The organism is Streptococcus sp. C150 (genome assembly GCF_000187445.1).
In the GTDB taxonomy this organism is placed as follows: domain Bacteria; phylum Bacillota; class Bacilli; order Lactobacillales; family Streptococcaceae; genus Streptococcus; species Streptococcus raffinosi.
In genome coordinates this window covers 502,365-521,601 of the sequence record NZ_GL698449.1, presented here as the reverse complement: position 1 = coordinate 521,601, position 19,237 = coordinate 502,365, and the positions used below count along the sequence as shown (strand labels likewise).

The window sequence follows — 19,237 nt, the reverse complement described above, 5'->3', positions numbered from 1 at the left end:
AAGACTGTCAAAAGACAGTCTCAGACACCCTAGTCAGGCGTTTTATAACGGTTTAATTAGCTTGTTGAATATTTTTTGGAAACGACGTCCCAAGATCCACTTGAACCATCAAGACCACCATAGGCTTCTAACTGACCTTTTTTGTCAACTCGGAAAAGAAGGACATCATTACCATAACTATCAGAGAGTTGGGCATAGACCAGATTATCGTCATCGTCAGTCCATGAATAAACATTCCAACCCAGATTTTTATAATTTTCGCCTGTTGAGCCTTGTTCCTTGGCATAGGTAGAAACTACCCAGTCTTCTAACTGCTGATCAGACAATGATGACGTATCAACATTAGAGGACTGATTTTCTGAAGATGCTGCAGCTGCTTCCTTACTTTTGGCTAACTGGCCATTTTTCCAAGGATTGGTTACGTTTTCGTTTTGGTTATTACTATACCACATTAGAGTGACAACAGGAATCACAACAGCAGCTACTGCCACAACGCCAATCACCCATCTAATCACTTTAGGGTCTCTTAGCCTATCAAAACTCGAAACCTTCCTACTTCTAGTAGGTTCATTCTTACGACGTCTAAATTCGCTCACAGCTTTTTCCTCTTTTTCTTGAAAGTAGTCCCTTTTTTTCTTTTCCTCTTGTTCCAAGAGTTTTTGCACTTCCTTACGGCCCTGCGGATCACTCGTTTGAGCCAAAGAAATTTGCAACTGAAAGATACGATTATCCAAAGCCTGCTCATATTCTTTGGCTGCTTCTCTATCACCATTATCTGCTAAGGCTCTGAGATACTCTTCATTACTGAATTCAGCCATACTATACCGCTCCTGCTTCTAAATCGTTTCTTCTATTTTCTTAAAGCCTGAGACTTTTGTCAAGTTACTAGTTTGTAACAAAATCTTACAGCTATAAAAAAGTTGAAGAAACTCACATTCTCCAACTTATTTCTTAATCATTTCCTTATAATACTTACAATAGCTTTGAAGGGGGCAGGACTGACATTTAGGATTCTTAGCTAAACAATGATAACGTCCAAAGAAAATCATGCGATGATGACTAATAATCCAGTCTCTTTTGGGGATTTTCTTCATCAACTCTGCTTCAATTTCCTCTACAGTTGCATCTTCTGCAACAATATTTAGGCGTTTCGAAACACGTGAGACATGTGTGTCAACAGCAATGGATGGAATCCCATAAACTTCGGCTAAAACAACATTAGCTGTTTTCCTTCCCACACCAGGTAAACTCTCTAATTCTTTGTGTGTTTTGGGAACTTGCCCATCAAAATTCATTAGAATAGCTCTAGCCGTTTTAATGATATTCTTAGCTTTATTCTTGTAGAGGCCGATGGTCCGTAAGCACATTTCAACGTCATCAAGATTGGCAGATGCTAAATCTTCAATTTCTGGATAACGCGCCCACAGACCGGGAGTAATCTTGTTAACAGCTTTGTCTGTTGTCTGGGCTGATAAAATAACAGCAACTAATAGCTGGAAAGGAGTTTTCCACTCCAACTCTCCATGAGCATTGGGAAACATCTCTCCCATCAAGGCTAGAGCTTCATTAACACGCTTTCTTCCCAACATTATTGACCCCCCCATAATTGACGGGCTGCATCCATTCCTGTTTTGAAGTCTTCCGAAACCTGATGAACCTGTTTCTTTCCTTGATGCTCCAGACGACGCTGTTCAACTTGAAGTTTAGTAGTGATGCCACTCAATTTCCAGTTGCGAAGAACGCCTTTAACGTAATTCCAATTTGTTTTTTGGTTAAAGACAGCTTCTCTCAAAGCCTCACGAATAAGTTCAGGATCAGTATGTTCTTCTTGAATTTCCTTATTTAAATCTTCAATAACCATAGGATTCAAGATTCCCAAAGCCTGTTCTAACTCATCCGTCAGTTGTTTGATGAGTTGTGTATTGGTTGGTTGACCAATGACAGGGCCTGACACTGTCTTTTCCTTACTCATTAGCTTATCTAAAATAGCTAAAGCAGGTGAAGCATCAACAACCATCTCAATTTCATTATTAACCTTAATTGTTGTGAAATCAAGGAGTCCGGCCTCAGTCAATGTCGTAATACTCTTATTAACCTCAGTTGGTGTCTTGCCAGTTGCTTGCGCAATCTGACTAGAAGCCACTTCTCCAATCTGAGTTGTCGTTTGCAGATAGAGAAATTGCCAGACTAAAAAGTCATCCGCCGACGGAAAAATATCCTTAAAATGGAAAAACAAGGCGTTTGGAAGGACCAGATTTCCTGATCGATACTGTTCAAAAAAACTCATAATAACCTTTCAGAGTTGCTAGACTGACGCCAAAAGTCTAAATAATCACATATAAGACTCTTGAATCTGTCTGCTACAAATAACCGTAGAATGAAAAATCATCTTCCAACTCTTCTAAACGATATGGTGTTTCTTGATAGACCGCGTAGTTAATCCAATTACTAAAGAAAGCTGATGCTGCAAGGTTCCAACGCAGTTGAGGTTCCTGATTAGGATCATCCTCTGGAAAATAATTCGCTGGTACATCTGGGTTAATGCCCACATCCAAATCCCTTCGATATTCTCTAGCCAATGTATCTCTGTCATATTCAAAGTGGCCGAAACTATAAACCTCACGAAGATTCTTACTGGCTAAAATAGACAGTCCTACTTCAGGCCCTGAAACAACAACATCTAAATCTGTCTTGTTTTTGATATCTTCAAGAGTGACTTCTGTATAGCGTGAGTGAGGTGACACAAAGCTGTCATCAAAACCATTCATGAGGAAATTTTCTGGCATATCAACGGTTTGTTTATAGATTCCAGATAATTTCTCTGGCAAGGCAACCTTGTCAACCCCATGTTTGTAGTAAAGGCCTGCTTGAGCCCCCCAACACAAATGAAGGGTTGAATAAACATGCTTTTTAGACCAGTCAAAAACTCGTGTCAATTCCTGCCAATAATCAACTTCCTCAAAAGGCATTTGTTCAACAGGAGCCCCCGTCACGATAAGACCATCGTAATACTTGTCCTTGATTTCATCAAATGTCTTATAAAAAGTCTTCATATGTTCGGCATGGGTGTTTTTCGATTTATGGCTAGCCATATAAAGAAACTCAACGTTAATCTGTAGTGGCGTATTTGCCAAAAGACGTAGCAACTGGGTTTCTGTCACTTCTTTAGTTGGCATTAGGTTAAGGATTAGGACCTCCATTGGTCGTATATCCTGACTACTAGCCCTATTCTCATCCATGATGAAGACATTTTCCGAACGCAATACATCAAGAGCTGGTAACTTATTATCAAGTTTTATAGGCATAACAACATCTCCATCCTTGTCTATTCTATCTTCATATTATAAACCGGGGAGGTATTGTTATCAAATATATATTTTCTCTAGTTAGCTATAGCTTAAAACTATATAAGAAAGCATATTCTGTTTAAAAGAGTTAAAAAGGCCCTAAGGCCTTTTGTAAAATCAGGAATAAATTATCCTGGGAAGTTCATCAATACTTTAGTGTCATAGCCTTCGATAGCTTGACGTCCATTAAGACCGTCAAGTTCAATCAAGAAGGCACAACCAGAAACAACACCGCCAAGGCGTTCTACCATTTCAATTGTGGCTTTCACAGTTCCGCCAGTCGCCAAGAGATCATCAACGATAAGGACACGTTGGCCAGGTTTAATGGCATCAGCGTGCATACAAAGCGTATCAACACCGTACTCTTTTTCGTAATCTGCTGAAATGACTTCACGTGGCAATTTACCAGGTTTACGAACTGGCGCAAAGCCAATTCCAAGTTGATAAGCAACTGGACATCCAACAATGAAACCACGTGCTTCTGGACCAACAATCATATCAATCTTCATGTCCGTAGCATACTGAACGATTTCACGAATAGCATAGCCATAAGCTTTTCCATCAGCCATCAATGGGCTAATATCACGGAAAGTAACCCCTTCTTTAGGGTAGTTTTCAATAGATGCAATATAGTCTTCTAATTTCATTTGTTCTTCCTATAGGCATTTTGCCAAAAAATATTTACATATTATTATAGCATGAATCCGTGGATTTAGAAAATGCTAACCCCTAGATTCTAAGCCAATTATCTTAGTTGGTCACTACTGCTCTGGCTTGTAGAGCCAATCATAAATTTCCCGTGGTGTTCCCAAAGCCATAAGTTCTTGGAACTTAACTAAATGTTTAAGGTCTTGGAAAATCTGACTGTCTTCAATGTCACGTTTTTCAGCTTCTTTATTGACTGTCATAACACCATTATCAATGTTCACAAAATCCAATTCATCAAAAATCTGAATCATCTTGATAAGGAGAATTTTATCAATTTTAAGGTAATGACTGAGGTCATCTAGTTTATAGCGGACATCAAATTCTGGAAATTGGTAGATGGTCTTATAGAGCCTTGCAAACTGCTCTCTGGTTCCATAGCCGGTCAGATAATAAGCCTGTTTGATGCTATTCTTAAAGTATATCGCTTGGAAATCCTTACCTTCAAACCACTCTTTCAATTCTGTCGCAGATTCAGGCAACTTATTAAGGACTACCTCAGGTGCTGTGTCTGATGCTTCTTCTACCATCGGTACGCCTTCTGGTAGAGTCATATTTTTAGCACGAATATCAAATAATTGGATGCCTTCTACACGCGCATCCTCAAGCATAAGCTGGAGTGTTGTCTGACCATTCCAAACATTTACAGATAAGGTCACGGCTAATTCCAAACCTTGAGCTTGTTGGAATTCTTGAAGCAAATCACCCTTATTGAAGGCGACAACATCAAAACTAGCCTTGCCTTGCTTAACCTTAAACTTAAGATGGGCTCCATTTTGCCCCATAGTCCTGGCTTGAGTCACTGTAATATCATGTAGGCAAAAGACTGGCTTTTTATTATCCATGCCAAAAGGAGCTAATTTTCCCAGGCTCTTTATAGTATCCAAGCTAAGCTCACTGAGCTTGAGTTCCTCGTCTAGATTGAGTGTATTTTTAGCGCTTGTTTCAATGTCATTGTCATAGACATAATGGCACAAAATATCGGAGAGTTGACCAAGATTTTCCTCTGGAAGGGTCATCCCAGCTGCTCCAGCATGCCCTCCAAAAGCAGTAAAAATGTCTCGATGATTATCTAGGGCATGGAAGATATTGATAGATTCCAGACTACGGGCTGAACCCTTAGCCAAGCCATCTTCAATATTCAAAACCACTACTGTCTGGCTGATTTGCTCCATGATGCGCCCCGCTACAATACCTAGAACGCCAGGATGCCAACCTTCCTTGGCCAAAACCTGAACTGGTTTGTCCAAGTCTACCATAGTCATGGCTTCATCAAAGATTTTTTGAACAACTTCCTTACGTTCTTCATTTTTAGCATTGATTTCCAGAGCAATGGCTTGAGCTTCCTCATCGTCAAATCCGGTCAGTAGTTCAATGGCTGGATTCGGATCATCTAAGCGTCCCAAGGCATTGAGTTGAGGAGCCAGTTTGAAACCGACCGTTTCTTCAGAAATCGTTGTTGGGTCTACATCTGAAATGCGGAGCAATTCTTGAAGCCCAATACGCTCAGTAGTCTTTAGAATTTCCAGGCCGACCTTGACCATAATACGATTTTCATCCGTTAGGCTAACCATATCAGCAATGGTACCAATGGCTACCAAGTCCAACATCTCTGTAGGAATAGTTTCAAGGAGGGCCGTTGCCAATTTGAAAGCTACACCACAACCTGCCAAATACTTAAAAGGATAATCGGCATCTGGATGCTCTGGATGGACAATGGCATAGGCATCTGGAAGTTGTGCCGGCATACTGTGATGGTCTGTAACGATAACGTCCACACCTTGCTCTTGCGCATAAGCGATAGCCTCATTCCCCGCTACCCCATTATCCACTGTAACAATGAGTGAAATACCTTCCTGTTCAATGAAGTACTTGTAGACACTTTCGTTTGGCCCATAACCATCTGTAAACCGGTTAGGCAAATAGACTCTAGCTTCAGCCCCCATCATTTCAAGGGCTTCCTTGACAATCGATGCTGATGTCATACCATCTGCATCATAGTCTCCATAGACTAAGATTTGTTCATAATTTTCAATGGCCTGACGAATTCTAGCCACTGCCTTATCCATATCATGAAGAAGATAAGGATCATGAAGGTGTGATAAATCAGCCTTTAGAAAGTCTTCAAGAGCATCTTCTGTCGTAATGCCTCGTTCATAGGCAATCTTGGCTGCTGTTTCTGCCAGCCCTCGTTCTTTGGCAAGTTTAAAAAAGCCAGCATCTGGCTCTTTTGTGTTTATTTTCCAATCATACGTTGATGTAATCATGTTACTTATATTTTCTCCCTGTTCTCTAGTCTACATATTATAACATGAATAAATTTATCATAGTGGATAGAAACCTAAGTTTCCTAAAAAGAAAATGGAAAACATCGGAAGGTGTTTAGACTCGTGGTACATTTATAATCAAGACCTGCTTTTCTAGACAAAATAATAGTCTGGATATTGTGCCCTTTTTGACTTGTGTTTTCTCCTCTTCCTTTTATCTAGCTCTATTCTACTATCGTTTTCAAGCAATGTAGGGTAAAACAAGAAGAAAAGGATTCCCTGTCCGGAAATCCTCTACATCAATTTTTATAAATCATCCCTGTACAGGCTTGCTCTGAAAGTTCGACAAAGCCCAGAGATTGGTAAAAGGCTAGATTTTTCTCGCTACGTTCAGTGGCAAGGAGCCGTTGATAGACATTGGGGAAAGTTGCTAAAGCCTCTTCTAAGAGTTTCTTTCCGATACCTTGGCGCTGATGATCTGGTTGCACCAAGAGGTCCTGCACAAAAATGACAGAGTGACCATCTCCTACCAAGCGAATGTAGGCTACTAGCTCCTCCTTATCATAGACTGACAACTGCCAGAGACTGGCTTTGACAGCTTCTTCTAGCATAGATGGGTTGTTAGTATAATTGGTCCAGCCAACCGAGCTGTACAATGCGAGTAGGTCTTCCATCGCTGGAATTTCTTGTTTGTATTCTAACATCTTAACTCCTTTTTTAACCTATAGTGCTGGAGGTTTTCTAAATAAGATTGGATATTTGATGCCGTCTAGCACCCCCCTATTTGTAGTTAAATATATTGGTAGCTAGCTTGTCCGAGATGCGTGGAAATAGCGTATAGCCTTTGTGAGCAACTGCTAAGAGTCGTGGCAGATTGACTTCTCGTTTGTTTTTGCCAAAAATACGGACAATCTTTTTAGCCACGTACTTAGGACTGAGGACAAACTTTTTAACACTCTCAAGATAAGCTCCAGAGGGGTCAGCTTGATCAAAGAAGCTTGTCTCAATTGGACCTGGATTGACGGTTGTCACATAAACGCCCTTATCAGCTAGTTCCAGACGTAGGGCATCTGAGAAGCCAATTACCGCAAACTTTGTCGCTGCATAGACACTTGAGTTGGCTGTCGCAATTTTCCCCGCCATACTGGCGATATTGATGATATGGCCATGGCCTTGCTCCACCATTTTCTCAGCCATCAGACGTGAAAAGGTCATGGTCGCAAAGGTATTGATATCAAACATATCACGGACTTCTTGGCTAGTGTAACAATCATAAGATTTAAATTCGCCGAAGCCAGCATTATTGATAAAAACATCAATACGGCCAAAACGTTGATAGAGATAATCTACCATTTCTTTAATGGCATTGTCGTCTCTAAGGTCAATGGCAAGACAGGTTTTATTTTCCACATGACGATAGCATTTCTCCAGCTTGTCCTTATCTCGGCCTAAGAGGATAATGCCATCACTGGGGGAGAGCTGCTTAACAATTTCTTGAGCAAGACCTCCTGAGGCACCCGTAATAGCGATAATACGTTGTTTAGCCATTAGATTTCTACCTCTTCCAAGTCTCGTACAATGTAGGTATTTTTGAAAATCGTTTGGGCATCTGCCGCCATCCTACCGATGTCTCGGCCCAAGAAACGAGCTGACACATGATTGAGTAACAAACGCTTGGCTGAAGCATCTTTAGCGACCTGGGCTGCTTGTATATTGGTTGAATGTCCATGACTTTTGGCAATGTTTTCATCACCCTTACCATAAGTTGACTCATGAACCAAGACATCAGCACCCAATCCCAGACGAACACTAGCATTCGTCTTCCGGGTATCACCCAAGATAGTAATCACTTTGCCTTTCTTAGGCGCAGAAATATAGTCCTTGGCAATGATTTTTGTACCATTTTCAAGAACCACATCTTGACCATTCTTGATTTGACCAAAGAGTGGTCCAAATGGGACACCAGCTGCTTTGAGAGCCTCAGCATCCAGAGTACCCTCTAGGTCTTTTTGAACCACACGGTAGCCAACACAAAAAATAGTATGATCCAACTTGTCAGCATAAACAGCAAATTTGTCATTTTCCATAACCAAGCCTAACTTATGCACATCAATCTCAGTAAAATGCACTCGGTAAGGAAGACGTGTCCCCGAGGTACGAAGACTGGTCATGACATATTGTTTAATACCGACTGGACCATAAACCTCTAGATCTGTTTGTTCTTCACTAGATTGGAAGGAACGGCTAGCCAAGAAACCAGGTAGACCAAAGATATGGTCTCCATGCATATGCGTGATGAAGATTTTCTTAACTTTACGAGGCTTTATCGTTGTTTCTAAAATCTGACGCTGGGTTCCTTCCCCACAATCGAACATCCAAACTTCATTGATTTCATCGAGTAGCTTCAAAACCAAGCTCGATACATTCCGAGCCTTGGATGGTTGTCCAGCTCCTGTCCCTAAAAATTGTAATTCCATAACGTTCTATACTTTCTATCTATTGTTCTTCTTATTTCTGGACAATATAAGCCAGGCATTCACGTTGTGCAAAGCCATAATAAATCACTTGCCCTTTATACTGAGCCAAAAGTTCGACTAATTCATCCTGATTGAAACTAGCCAACTTGATGACATTTCCCTTAAGCTTAGACACACGACTAAGAAGCTGACCTTCTGGAGTTAGTTCTTCTAGCACCTCTTCATCAAAGTCAACCTTAGCCATCTTAATTTTGCTTCCTTCAAGATAAACTTTATAGTGTGGAAAAACTTGAGCAAGTTCAAACAAAATAGTCGTTGTTGGAACCTCTAATTGCTCTGAGAAGACATGGGCAACCTCATCATCTGTTTCATAGCAAAAACCGTATGATTTTCCTGAAAGATTGAGACGAATAAAGGGCTTACGCTCATCAAAAGATGGTGCCAAATTAAACAAATCCAATGCTTTTGACAACTCCAAGTAGTAATCCGTTGCTGCTTCTGGAGATTGTTTCTGGTAGATCTCTGCAAAATAAGCATTAATGACACTTGGTGGAGGGGTAATAAAGGCCAATTTTTGACTGTCCGAAAGATCAGACAGGGTATTTTTCAAATAAACCTTATCCAAACTTGTAAAACCACCATATTTCAAAGCTAAATCCATATAATCAGTCATAAAATTCTTCCAATTTCCATTTATTTTTTGGGGAAATAAATCCTGTAATTTCTTCCACTTCTGTCTCAAAGTTGTAACTATCTAGCAAGGCCAATTGACTCAACTGATAGAGTTTATAAGCTTGGTCTTGATGAACCTTAATACTAAAAGGCTCAAACAGTTGCTGAATCTCATCAATCAAGAGTCTTCTAAGTGTTTCTCTGCTCCCCTTGTCACGCGCTGAGAGGCGAACATTAGGAAAGACGGTTGCCACCAAGTTATCAGCTACATCCATCTTATTGTAGATAGCAAGGCGTGGAATATCACTCATATCCAAGTCTTTGAGAATGTCCAAGACCACCTTTTCATGCTCTTCATGATTGGGGTCACTGGCATCAATGACATGCAAAAGTAGGTCAACATTACGGCTTTCTTCCAACGTTGATTTAAAAGCCGCAACCAATTCTGTTGGCAAATCCTGAATAAATCCAACCGTATCCGTCAGGGTCACTTGAAATTGGTCCTTAAGATAAATTTTCTTCGTTGTGGCATCAAGAGTCGCAAAGAGTTCATTGGCCTCATACTGCTTATCATCCGTCATAAGGTTCATGATAGTTGACTTTCCAGCATTGGTATAACCAATCAAGCCAATTTTAAAGGTACTTGAATCAACACGCTTTTCACGAATGGTTTCTCGGTTCTTCTCCACAATCTTTAATTGACGTTCAATATCAGCAATCTGATTACGAATGGAACGACGATTGAGCTCCAACTGACTTTCACCAGGTCCACGGCTACCAATGCCCCCCGCTTGACGACTGAGCATAATCCCCTGTCCAGCTAGACGTGGTAACATGTATTTGAGCTGGGCTAGATGTACCTGAAGTTTCCCTTCATGACTTCTGGCTCTCATGGCGAAAATATCCAAAATCAATTGCATACGATCAATGACTTTTACACCAAAGGCTGCTTCAAGATTGGTATTTTGGCGAGGCGTTAAACGGTTATTAACAATGACAGTGCTAATCTCATCCGCATCCACCATGGCCTTGATTTCCTCTAATTTTCCTGAACCTACGAAGGACTTACTATCATAGCGCTCACGTTTTTGGGTATAGCTAGCTACAACCTCTGCTCCTGCTGTTTTGGCAAGACTGGCAAGCTCCTCCATGGACATGTCAAAATGCTCTGTTTCTTGCAATTCAACACCTACTAAAATAGCACGTTCTTGCTGCTTGGCTGTCTCTATCATAGCAAACCCCTTTTCGAAATAGTCGCCTTCTATTATACCACAGGCAGGGGCAAAGAGGAGGACACGGGCCTTAATTTTTTACAAAGAAAAACAAGTTGAACTTGTCAACTTGCTTCTGCTTAGTGTTTGCGTGTCGGTTTATTTTTCGAACCCTTACGACGCTTACCTTGATGAAGGCTTGGCGTATTTTGAGAAATGGTTTGACGCATTTTCTCTGTTGCCTTATCCACCTTATCTTTAGCCTTGACTAACTCTTGAGTGGCCTTGTTAGCACTCTTAGAGGGTTTATTTTTTTTAGGATGAGTCTTGGTAACAGGCTTCACATGACTAGTCCCTGAGACACGCATGCGACGAGACATAGCTAGGAGAATTTTATTTTCCTCATTAAGATTGGTTTGATAAGCCATCGAAAGCACCAAACCAACTCCAATTAGGTTCGAGATGAGTGAAGATCCCCCTTGAGAAATAAATGGCAAAGGAATACCTGTCAAAGGAAGGATGCCTACTGCTGCCCCAATATTTTCAAAAATATGGAAGACAATCATCATAATAAAACCAGTAGAGATAAAGGTATAAAAGCGATTGTTAGACCTAAAAGTCACTCGTAACATACGGTAAATGAGGAAGAGATAGGTCAGAAGTACCAAGCCACTACCAACCAAACCAAAATCCTCTGCAATTACTGTGAAAATCATATCACTCTCACGAACTGGGACATTTAACTCTAGATGGTTAAATCCTTTACCATAGATACCACCAGTACCAATAGAAATCATGCCTTGAGTCTGTTGAAAAGCAATACCATCCGCATAAGTGAAAGGATCCAACCAAGCTGAGATACGGTTAATCTGATAAGTTTGAACCCCCATCTTAATCAGAGCTTCCTTACCCCAATCTGTGATAAAGACCATGACAAACAGGGCTACACCCGCCACAAAGGCTAGAACCACTGGCAAGAGGATACGCCAGGATATTCCTGAAACAACGACTATACCCGCTAAAATTGCCAGGAAGACCAAGGCTGTCCCCATATCACCCTGGAGAACCAAAAGGCCCAAAACAGGGAGGGTAACTGCAGTATACTGGAAGAGGAGAAGCCAATCATCCTTAAGGTCGGTCACTTCCCGGCCTTGCTTAGCCCAGACACCTATCCTCGAAAGAAAGAGGATATAGGAAATCTTCATAAATTCAGACGGTTGAAACAAGGTAACCGATCCAATACTGACCCAGTTTTTGGCACCCGTAGATTCCACCACAGCAGGTGAATAGAAAACAAGGGGCAGGACCATCAACCCCAAGCCAAATACATACAGCCAAGGAGTTATTTTCCAAAGAAACTCAGTGTTAAATAACATGACAACAAAAGCAAGTACTGAACCTAGGAAAATCCATAGTACTTGCTGGGACATGACTTGCACGAGATTCTTGGGGTAATCAAAGTTTGTCGCAATAAATATCGAGACTAGGCCAACCAGTAACAGGATTAGAACTGGTAAGAGAATCGAGTAATCTATCCGACTTTCAATAGTGTTTTTTGACTTAGTCATGTGCACTCCAAAATAAAGATTTAGTAAGAGTTATTATACCACTTTTTCGTCCAGACAAATGACCTAAATGTATAAAAAATTAACATTTTTTTAACGAAAAAAGCAACCACACAAATGTGATTGACTTCTTTCTTTAGTCTTAATTTGACATGTAGCCTTTTCCTTCAGAATTGAAGTATACCCATTGACCTGAAGGAATCTTAATCCAGCGATTAACAGCCTTATCCCCTGTATGAACATCATAGTAAGAGATTGAACCATCAGGATTTGAAGCCGTTGCTCCTTTCACCTGTCTTCCAGTTTGGTCAAAGTAAAGGTGTTGTCCGTTGATAGTCTGTTCACCGACAACGACTTCTCCCTTAGCATCAGCATAGTACCAGTTATTGTCTCCACTAGTGAAGAAAGTTGAAACTAACTTATCTCCAGTAGCACCGTGGTAGAATGAACGAGTACCATTTGGATTTGGTGCAAAACCACCTTTAACTTGTTTACCATCAGCTCCAAAGTAAAGTTTTTGACCGTTGATGACTTGAGCACCTGTCACCACATGACCTTTAGCATCGGCATAGTACCACTTATCATTTCCAGTTGTAAAGAAGGTAGAAACTAACTTATCTCCAGTATTCCAATGGTAGAATGAGCGAGTGCCGTCAGTATTGGTCACAAAGTCACCCTTAACTTGTTTACCCGTTGATTCAAAGTATAGATCTTGACCATTGATGAATTGAGCACCTGTGACATTATGTCCATGTGAATCTGCATAGAACCAGTTATTATCACCAGTCGTATAGAAACCTGATGTATGGGCCTTAGTTGCAACCCCTTTTTCATCCACATTATAGGTCTCGCCATTGACGACAACTGTCGTATCAACAAGTTTCACACCTGTGATAGCATCATAATATGAGCGTGTACCATCAGGATTTGCCACGAAGTTACCTTTAACTTGTTTACCTGACTCATCAAAGTAGAGGTCATCACCGTTGATGGTTTGGGCACCACGAAGGACATCACCATCGTTGTTGGTATAGTATGTCGCATCACCTACTTGGAAGAAACGGTTCTTGACTTGAACACCTTTGTCATTAAAGTAAAGGTTTTGACTACCGACTTTTGTAAATCCAGTAGCCAGGTAACCCTTGTTATTCGCATAGTACCAGTTACCATCTTTTTCAAAGAAGCCTGAGTACTTACGTTCACCTGAATCATTGTCGAAGAACATGATTTGACCGTCTTTTGTTGGAACAAAGATACCTTTGGCTTGGTAACCATTGTCATAGAAGTATTTTTCTTTACCTTCTACTTGAGCCAATCCAGTGGCCATAATACCACCCTTGAAGAAATATCGGTAGAATTTTTCTTCATTACCAGCGGTATCTTTAACGCTAACTTCTTTCCAGCCAGTTTGCGTCGTCAATTTACCAGTCTTGCCATAAACCAAAGATTGACCTTGAGCGTTTTTAACCACGCCATCTGCCAGCATGACACCATTTGGCAAGAAATAATAGTTTGCTCCATCAATGGTTTGTTCACCCGTCACCAGATAACCCTTATCGTTAAAGTAGTATTGTTTGCCATTATAAGTCACGAATTGACCCTTAGCTTGAGTACCTGATGTTGTGTAATAAGTCACACCAGTACCATCATAAGCAAAGCCAGTCTTAGCTTTGGTATCACCAGTCAAGGCAGCAGGCAAGAAGCTACCTTTATCATTAACGTTGAAGTACAATTTACCATCACTGAGAACATAGTCAGAACCACGTTTTTGGATGTTTGTACCGTTAAAGTACTTAGCTTCCCACTGTTTAATCTTAACAGATGGATCGATTGTCTTACCTGAAGCTTCCATAACTTCTTTGAAGATTTCTGGATAAAGGGTTTGAAGTTTTTCGAGGAAGGCCCCACCATACTGTGCTTGGAAATCTTGACCTGATGATTTAGTGTTTGTCACATAGAGTTTATTGACCAAGCTAGTATCATCAATCACCTTACCGTGCGTGTCAGTACGAGTTGCTGTAACCACTTCTTTTCCTGGAAGAGTGTACAATTGGTCAGGAACCCAGTCAGCAATGACTTGGATACCTTGTTTGTGAAGTGCCTTAAGGGCATCACGAAGGTCTTCTTTAGAACCATATTTATTGTTTTTGCTCATGGCAAGATCATAACGGTCTGTGAAGGCATAACCATTTTCGATAATAGAATCGAGGAAAGTTCCATCAGTAGATGACACATACTGTGGTGCAATCTCAAATGACGTAATTCCCCATGACTTGAAGAGGTCTGCATTTGCCGCAATCAATTTGTTGGTGTATTGGCTATCTTTTTGGACGAAGTCTTGGAAGTTTGAGAAACCTTCATAGATAACTTGTGCTTCTAGGGCTGCAGATGAGCTGTAAACCTTATCCCCTTCTTTATAAGCTTTTGTTGATGGTGTCGCAAGAACATTTTGATCGTCAGTAGCTCCTACTGGTACCCAAACAGCAAGGTAACCACTCATATCAACAGTTTTAAAGCCTTTGATTTCATCAGCTGTGAAAACAAGATTACCTTGCGCATCTGTGTATTTCACAACCTTAGTATCAGCATCAGTTAAGGCTGAGACAATACCTTTATCTGTACCAAGCAAGAGTGGACGATAGGCTTGGTTTTTATGGGCTGCACCCATGTTAACGGTAATCGTTTCACCATCTGCCAATTTCAAATCTGGGTTATTAGCGATAAGGGTCACCATTCCAGAATTACGGCCGTATTTTCCACCTTCAGTATCTGTCTTAGACATCAAGTCTTGACCATAACGGACTGAAACAAGGACTTCCTTGTTATCCTTAGCAGAGGATACTCCAGAACCGGCAAGATTGTGGACATAAGATGTTTGACCACCGGCAACATATTTTGAACGTGCTTTAAGAAGGGTAGTGATTTGGTCAAAGTATGGTGACTTCTTAGCCATGTACTGACCGTTATCAGTATACAAGTCTCCATAATAAACACGTGTTGCCGCACCCATTGTTTGAAGCATCAAAGCATAGGCAGCTGGAATATTTGAATGAGTATATTCTTTATCAACTTTCAACATATCAGCATTATAAATGTCAAAAGCTTGTTTCAATTGATCTAATGTAAAAGTAAATCCATCTGTTGTAGGATCAATTTTTTTGCTGATAATGTCTGCGATAACCGTTTGAACTTCTGAGTCGTGTGCACGAACAAAGAGATAGGTTGCAAAACCAAGTTGATCATATGATGTAACTTCCGCACGGTTTGAAAGACCGAAATAACCACCGTTAATAAGGTCCTTCATTGATGCATTACGTGCACCTGTACCCTTATTCGTTACCGGACGAGTCAATCCATGAACAATAGACAAACGGAGACCATTATCCATAGAAAGGGCAGCTGTATTGTGTTCGTCAACATAATATGGGTCATTTTGAGACCAAGCTTCAAGAATTGAGATATTAGCAAGGGCACGTGCTTCAGACTCATTGACCTTGTAAGCAGCCTTCATGTATGAAGACACTAATTGAAGCATATCGATGCTGACATTGTCCACAGCATCAACACGGATACCATCAAAGTGAGCATCTTTGTCCTTGTCACCAAAGACGATTTGTCCCCAGTTCATGAAGTAATACAATTGGTTAAGCATTTCAGCTTGCACAATTGGGTTTGAGTTGTCGATATCGCTTGATAGCAAGAACTCATAACCAGCATCACTACCACTCTTGATCTTATCGTTTGCCAAACGACTTGTTGCCGTTTGGTCAAGTTTACGGTAGTCTGAGTTAGCCCACTTCGTTAAATCACTATTAACAAAGAGGAGAGCCCCTTTTTGGAAGTGTTCTTTACCTGGAGATTCAGAGTTAATGTCCCATTTATCTTGGTCTTTAACAAAGGCCTCGATTGACTGACGCAACCAGTCTGTTGACTTATTAGCAGCAATCTTAACCTCAATCTTACGTTGAATGATTTGCGCCGCAGCATTCAAGCTCGCTTGAGAATTTTCAATCGTAAAGACATCTTTTGTTTCTTCACCATTGCTAAGAGCCTTAGTCATGTAGTTCAAGTAAGCTACTTGAGTATCCTTATCAGGCCACCAAGACATCAAAAGTGGGCGAAAATCTTTTTCAGTTGACGCTTTCCAAGTTGTTCCTGCTTCAAGGATTTCTTTTGGACGGTACCAACTATCAGCTGTCAAATAACCATCAACAAGTTCAAAGCTTGCTTTTGTTGAATCGTAAGCAGCATTGTTTTTAGTAAAATCAGTGACAAGATTTGTTGTTTCTTGTGTGAATGAATAAGTTGATGTGCTTGAAAGGACACCATTCTCATCAAAATAAAGGACCTGACCATTTACAGTAATGGCAAAGTTTTTCTTATGTGATCCATCTTCTAAAAGATAGTAATATTTACCATCTTTTTCTTTTTTAATATTATCGAGTGAGACTGCAGCTTTAATTTCAGCTTCAGAAAGCTCTTTAGACTTCTCAGTCGTTGGAGCGGCTACTCCAGCATTTGCAGCTACTTCAGATGTTGTAGCTGTTTCTGGTTTAGCGGCTACTTCTGGCTTAGCAGTCGTTTCAGGTTTGGCTTCAACCTCTACTGCTGCAGCTCTATCACTAGTTGCTCCTGAATTTGGTTGAACTGTCGTTTCAGCTGGTTTATCAGCAGTAACTGCTGCTCGGTCTGTTGTTGTGGCATTTGAAGTATTTGCCACCTCTGTTGTTGTGCCTACCTCTTTTTCAACCACAGGATTTGTATTTTCCCCGACTGTAGTTGTTGAAGGTGATCCATTAGTATTATTTATTTCTTCTGCCGAAACAAGTGAAGACGTGGTAACACTAGCACCAACAATGGTAGCCAAGGCTACTGAAGCAACCGCTAAAGTAACCCATTGCTTCTTCACTTTGTGCAGTTTATAGCGTACTTTATTTTCCATATTCAATTTTTCCCCAATATATTTTTTGTCTAAAAATCTACACCTTAAAGACTCATTCATTATATCACGTTTTATTGTCAAAGAAACTTAAGGAAACTTATTCTAATGGCATTTTTATCATCTTAAATTGACATTAGAATAACATTGCTAAATCAACTAAATAATGATTTGTTAAAAAAATCCAAATATCGATTTTTTCTGAATCAGGCTATATGTTTTCTTTCATCTTGCAAACTTCTTCATCCTGATGATTTTAATCAAAGGTCATCTCAATTTTTACCTGTCGTTCAGAACTTTAAATCTAAGCATTGACAGTTTTTCATCTGATAAGCTATGATCGAGGAGATTACAATGTCATATCACAATTTGAGCAAGACTTATTTACCATTTCATTAAAGAAACAAGGAGTCCACAATGAAAATCTATTATTCGAAATACATCGGTTATGGCTCTCTAAGCTTAGCCATTGTTCTCTTTATCCATTTAGCTTTCTTATACACTCTAGGTTTCGAAGCCTTTCCTAAATTTACTCTTATAACACTCCTTCAATTATGTCTATTTCTAGTGGCTGTCTATGCAATGATTGCTGGGATCAAGAGACTAACAAATCGCCAGATTGCCTTTGAATTGACTCCTACAGGCATCCATGTCTATCAAGGAATCATTTTGCCAAAAGATATCTTTATTCCTAAGGAAGAATTGGTGAGTGCCGCCTACAAAGTCGTTGATGTCAGTGACCCAGATCACCAAAATAGTAAGAGCTATTTTATCGAATTTCAACTTAGAGACGGGTCTACTCTCCAAAACCTCTCCAAGTCAAATATCGTCATTAATAGTCAAAATCTCACTGTAAAACTCTTTGTCAATCTTTGTCGATTTAAAGAGGAAGAATGGCAAGAACTGTCCAAATATTTGAAGGAAGAATACCAAATCACGATTATATAAAACATGAAGGGCCCTAAAAAGGGCGCAAAAAAAGCAACACCGTGTACTGACCCAGAAAGTTAGATTTTTTCGGCTCTATAATTTCTGTAGTGGGTAAAACCACCATAGTTCTTATAGAGCTTTTTGAATGCAGACAAAAAGTCCCATAAGAACTATAATGAAAAGCAACCAAACCATCATTAGGAAGAACTTATGAGACTTATTAAGAATACCACAGAATTAATCGGAATTAAAGACCCACACATCATTATTTCTCTTGTTTTTGAAAAAGATACCTACATCGAGGTTCAAGCAACACTCGATTACCCTGCACCACCATGCCCTCATTGCCAAGGAAAGATGATCAAATATGACTTTCAAAAATCTTCTAAAATTCCTCTCCTTGAACAAGCTGGAACTCCAACACTACTACGCTTGAAAAAATCGCTTCCAGTGTAAAAATTGTAGGAAAGTCATGGTAGCTGAGACATCAATCATTGAGAAAAACCACCAAATCTCCAACCTTGTCCGACAAAAGGTTGCTCAACTTCTAACTGAGAAGGTATCGCTAACGGATATTGCCAGAAGACTTCGTGTGTCGACGTCCACTGTCTATCGTAAGCTTAACCAGTTTACTTTCAAGGAGCATTATGACAAGCTCCCAGCTGTTATGTCTTGGGATGAGTTTGAGTTCAAGAAAGGTGAACTCGCTTTTGTGGCGCAAAACTATGAGACCAACAAACTCATAACCATCCTTGATAATCTCCGTCAAACCACTATTCGAAACCACTTTTTGAAGTATCCATTGAAGGTTCGCCAAAAAGTGCAGTTTATTACAATGGATATGTCAGGAGCCTATATCCCACTAGCTCGTAGACTTTTCCCAAACGCCGAAATCATTATTGATCGTTTCCACATCATCCAACACCTTGGTCGAGCCTTTTTGAAGACAAGAATTGCCATTATGAATCAGTTTGATAAGAAGTCACTACCCTACCAAGCCTTGAAAAATCACTGGAGACTCTTCCAAAAGGACAGCCGTAAGTTATCTTGTAAATCATTTCACTCGAAGACCTTTGCTCAAACCTTAAGTCCACATGAAGTCGTTAGGAAGACACTAGACTTTT

Annotated in this window: 14 protein-coding genes and 1 pseudogene; 2 read left to right on the top strand and 13 right to left on the bottom strand. The window is 40.2% G+C overall.

All coding sequences use genetic code 11. From position 1 onward, the window contains the following. Positions 1-56: 56 nt before the first annotated feature. The 13 genes from HMPREF0848_RS02525 to HMPREF0848_RS02465 form a co-directional block, all read right to left on the bottom strand. Positions 57-818 carry a hypothetical protein gene (locus HMPREF0848_RS02525; protein WP_037608813.1) on the bottom strand — a complete coding sequence of 254 codons (762 nt, stop codon included), beginning with the start codon at positions 816-818 and terminating at the stop codon, positions 57-59. Between the two features lie 126 nt (positions 819-944). Next, positions 945-1,589, bottom strand: a complete 645-nt coding sequence (gene nth, locus HMPREF0848_RS02520; RefSeq protein ID WP_021151990.1) for an endonuclease III — start codon at positions 1,587-1,589, stop codon at positions 945-947. After that, positions 1,589-2,287 carry a DnaD domain-containing protein gene (locus HMPREF0848_RS02515; RefSeq protein WP_008534415.1) on the bottom strand — a complete coding sequence of 233 codons (699 nt, stop codon included), beginning with the start codon at positions 2,285-2,287 and terminating at the stop codon, positions 1,589-1,591. Before HMPREF0848_RS02515 ends, nth begins: the two co-directional genes overlap by 1 nt. A 73-nt stretch (positions 2,288-2,360) precedes the next feature. Next, positions 2,361-3,305, bottom strand: a complete 945-nt coding sequence (gene metA, locus HMPREF0848_RS02510) for a homoserine O-acetyltransferase MetA (RefSeq protein ID WP_008534414.1) — start codon at positions 3,303-3,305, stop codon at positions 2,361-2,363. A gap of 170 nt (positions 3,306-3,475) precedes the next feature. Next, positions 3,476-3,994 carry an adenine phosphoribosyltransferase gene (locus HMPREF0848_RS02505; protein WP_008534412.1) on the bottom strand — a complete coding sequence of 173 codons (519 nt, stop codon included), beginning with the start codon at positions 3,992-3,994 and terminating at the stop codon, positions 3,476-3,478. A 114-nt stretch (positions 3,995-4,108) separates the two neighbouring features. Continuing rightward, complete coding sequence (gene recJ, locus HMPREF0848_RS02500; RefSeq protein ID WP_008534411.1) at positions 4,109-6,319, bottom strand: single-stranded-DNA-specific exonuclease RecJ; 2,211 nt, start codon at positions 6,317-6,319, stop codon at positions 4,109-4,111. Positions 6,320-6,618: 299 nt separating this feature from the next. Beyond that, positions 6,619-7,023, bottom strand: a complete 405-nt coding sequence (locus HMPREF0848_RS02495; protein WP_008534410.1) for a GNAT family N-acetyltransferase — start codon at positions 7,021-7,023, stop codon at positions 6,619-6,621. A 76-nt stretch (positions 7,024-7,099) separates the two neighbouring features. Next, positions 7,100-7,867, bottom strand: coding sequence for an SDR family NAD(P)-dependent oxidoreductase (locus HMPREF0848_RS02490; protein ID WP_008534409.1), 768 nt, complete (start codon positions 7,865-7,867; stop codon positions 7,100-7,102). Continuing rightward, positions 7,867-8,796: a ribonuclease Z gene (rnz, locus tag HMPREF0848_RS02485; protein ID WP_008534408.1), complete on the bottom strand. Its 930-nt coding sequence runs from the start codon at positions 8,794-8,796 to the stop codon at positions 7,867-7,869. The genes HMPREF0848_RS02490 and rnz overlap by 1 nt, the downstream gene beginning before the upstream one ends. A 31-nt stretch (positions 8,797-8,827) precedes the next feature. Continuing rightward, entirely contained in the window at positions 8,828-9,469 is a 642-nt protein-coding gene (locus HMPREF0848_RS02480) for a cystathionine beta-lyase (protein ID WP_008534407.1), read from the bottom strand. Next, positions 9,462-10,700 (bottom strand): GTPase HflX, encoded by a 1,239-nt coding sequence (gene hflX, locus HMPREF0848_RS02475; RefSeq protein WP_008534405.1) that lies wholly within the window; start codon positions 10,698-10,700, stop codon positions 9,462-9,464. Before hflX ends, HMPREF0848_RS02480 begins: the two co-directional genes overlap by 8 nt. A gap of 119 nt (positions 10,701-10,819) precedes the next feature. Beyond that, positions 10,820-12,247: an FtsW/RodA/SpoVE family cell cycle protein gene (locus HMPREF0848_RS02470; protein ID WP_037608810.1), complete on the bottom strand. Its 1,428-nt coding sequence runs from the start codon at positions 12,245-12,247 to the stop codon at positions 10,820-10,822. Between the two features lie 139 nt (positions 12,248-12,386). After that, on the bottom strand, positions 12,387-17,186 hold the full coding sequence (locus HMPREF0848_RS02465; RefSeq protein ID WP_008534402.1) for a glycoside hydrolase family 70 protein: 4,800 nt from the start codon (positions 17,184-17,186) through the stop codon (positions 12,387-12,389). A 414-nt stretch (positions 17,187-17,600) separates the two neighbouring features. On the opposite strand from HMPREF0848_RS02465, the gene HMPREF0848_RS02460 reads away from it, so the two are divergent. Both HMPREF0848_RS02460 and HMPREF0848_RS02455 read left to right on the top strand, forming a co-directional pair. Further along, positions 17,601-18,131, top strand: a complete 531-nt coding sequence (locus HMPREF0848_RS02460) for a hypothetical protein (RefSeq protein ID WP_008534401.1) — start codon at positions 17,601-17,603, stop codon at positions 18,129-18,131. Between the two features lie 192 nt (positions 18,132-18,323). Further along, positions 18,324-19,237: pseudogene (locus tag HMPREF0848_RS02455) on the top strand (ISL3 family transposase); the annotation flags it as partial.

What these genes read in the sequence shown, in the direction of transcription:
- HMPREF0848_RS02460 (WP_008534401.1), top strand. Translation starts at nt 17,601, where the DNA reads ATGAAAATCTATTATTCGAAATACATCGGTTATGGCTCTCTAAGCTTA.
- HMPREF0848_RS02490 (WP_008534409.1), bottom strand. Translation starts at nt 7,867, where the DNA reads ATGGCTAAACAACGTATTATCGCTATTACGGGTGCCTCAGGAGGTCTT.
- HMPREF0848_RS02480 (WP_008534407.1), bottom strand. Translation starts at nt 9,469, where the DNA reads ATGACTGATTATATGGATTTAGCTTTGAAATATGGTGGTTTTACAAGT.
- recJ (WP_008534411.1), bottom strand. Translation starts at nt 6,319, where the DNA reads ATGATTACATCAACGTATGATTGGAAAATAAACACAAAAGAGCCAGAT.
- HMPREF0848_RS02465 (WP_008534402.1), bottom strand. Translation starts at nt 17,186, where the DNA reads ATGGAAAATAAAGTACGCTATAAACTGCACAAAGTGAAGAAGCAATGG.
- nth (WP_021151990.1), bottom strand. Translation starts at nt 1,589, where the DNA reads ATGTTGGGAAGAAAGCGTGTTAATGAAGCTCTAGCCTTGATGGGAGAG.
- metA (WP_008534414.1), bottom strand. Translation starts at nt 3,305, where the DNA reads ATGCCTATAAAACTTGATAATAAGTTACCAGCTCTTGATGTATTGCGT.
- rnz (WP_008534408.1), bottom strand. Translation starts at nt 8,796, where the DNA reads ATGGAATTACAATTTTTAGGGACAGGAGCTGGACAACCATCCAAGGCT.
- HMPREF0848_RS02525 (WP_037608813.1), bottom strand. Translation starts at nt 818, where the DNA reads ATGGCTGAATTCAGTAATGAAGAGTATCTCAGAGCCTTAGCAGATAAT.
- hflX (WP_008534405.1), bottom strand. Translation starts at nt 10,700, where the DNA reads ATGATAGAGACAGCCAAGCAGCAAGAACGTGCTATTTTAGTAGGTGTT.
- HMPREF0848_RS02515 (WP_008534415.1), bottom strand. Translation starts at nt 2,287, where the DNA reads ATGAGTTTTTTTGAACAGTATCGATCAGGAAATCTGGTCCTTCCAAAC.
- HMPREF0848_RS02505 (WP_008534412.1), bottom strand. Translation starts at nt 3,994, where the DNA reads ATGAAATTAGAAGACTATATTGCATCTATTGAAAACTACCCTAAAGAA.
- HMPREF0848_RS02495 (WP_008534410.1), bottom strand. Translation starts at nt 7,023, where the DNA reads ATGTTAGAATACAAACAAGAAATTCCAGCGATGGAAGACCTACTCGCA.
- HMPREF0848_RS02470 (WP_037608810.1), bottom strand. Translation starts at nt 12,247, where the DNA reads ATGACTAAGTCAAAAAACACTATTGAAAGTCGGATAGATTACTCGATT.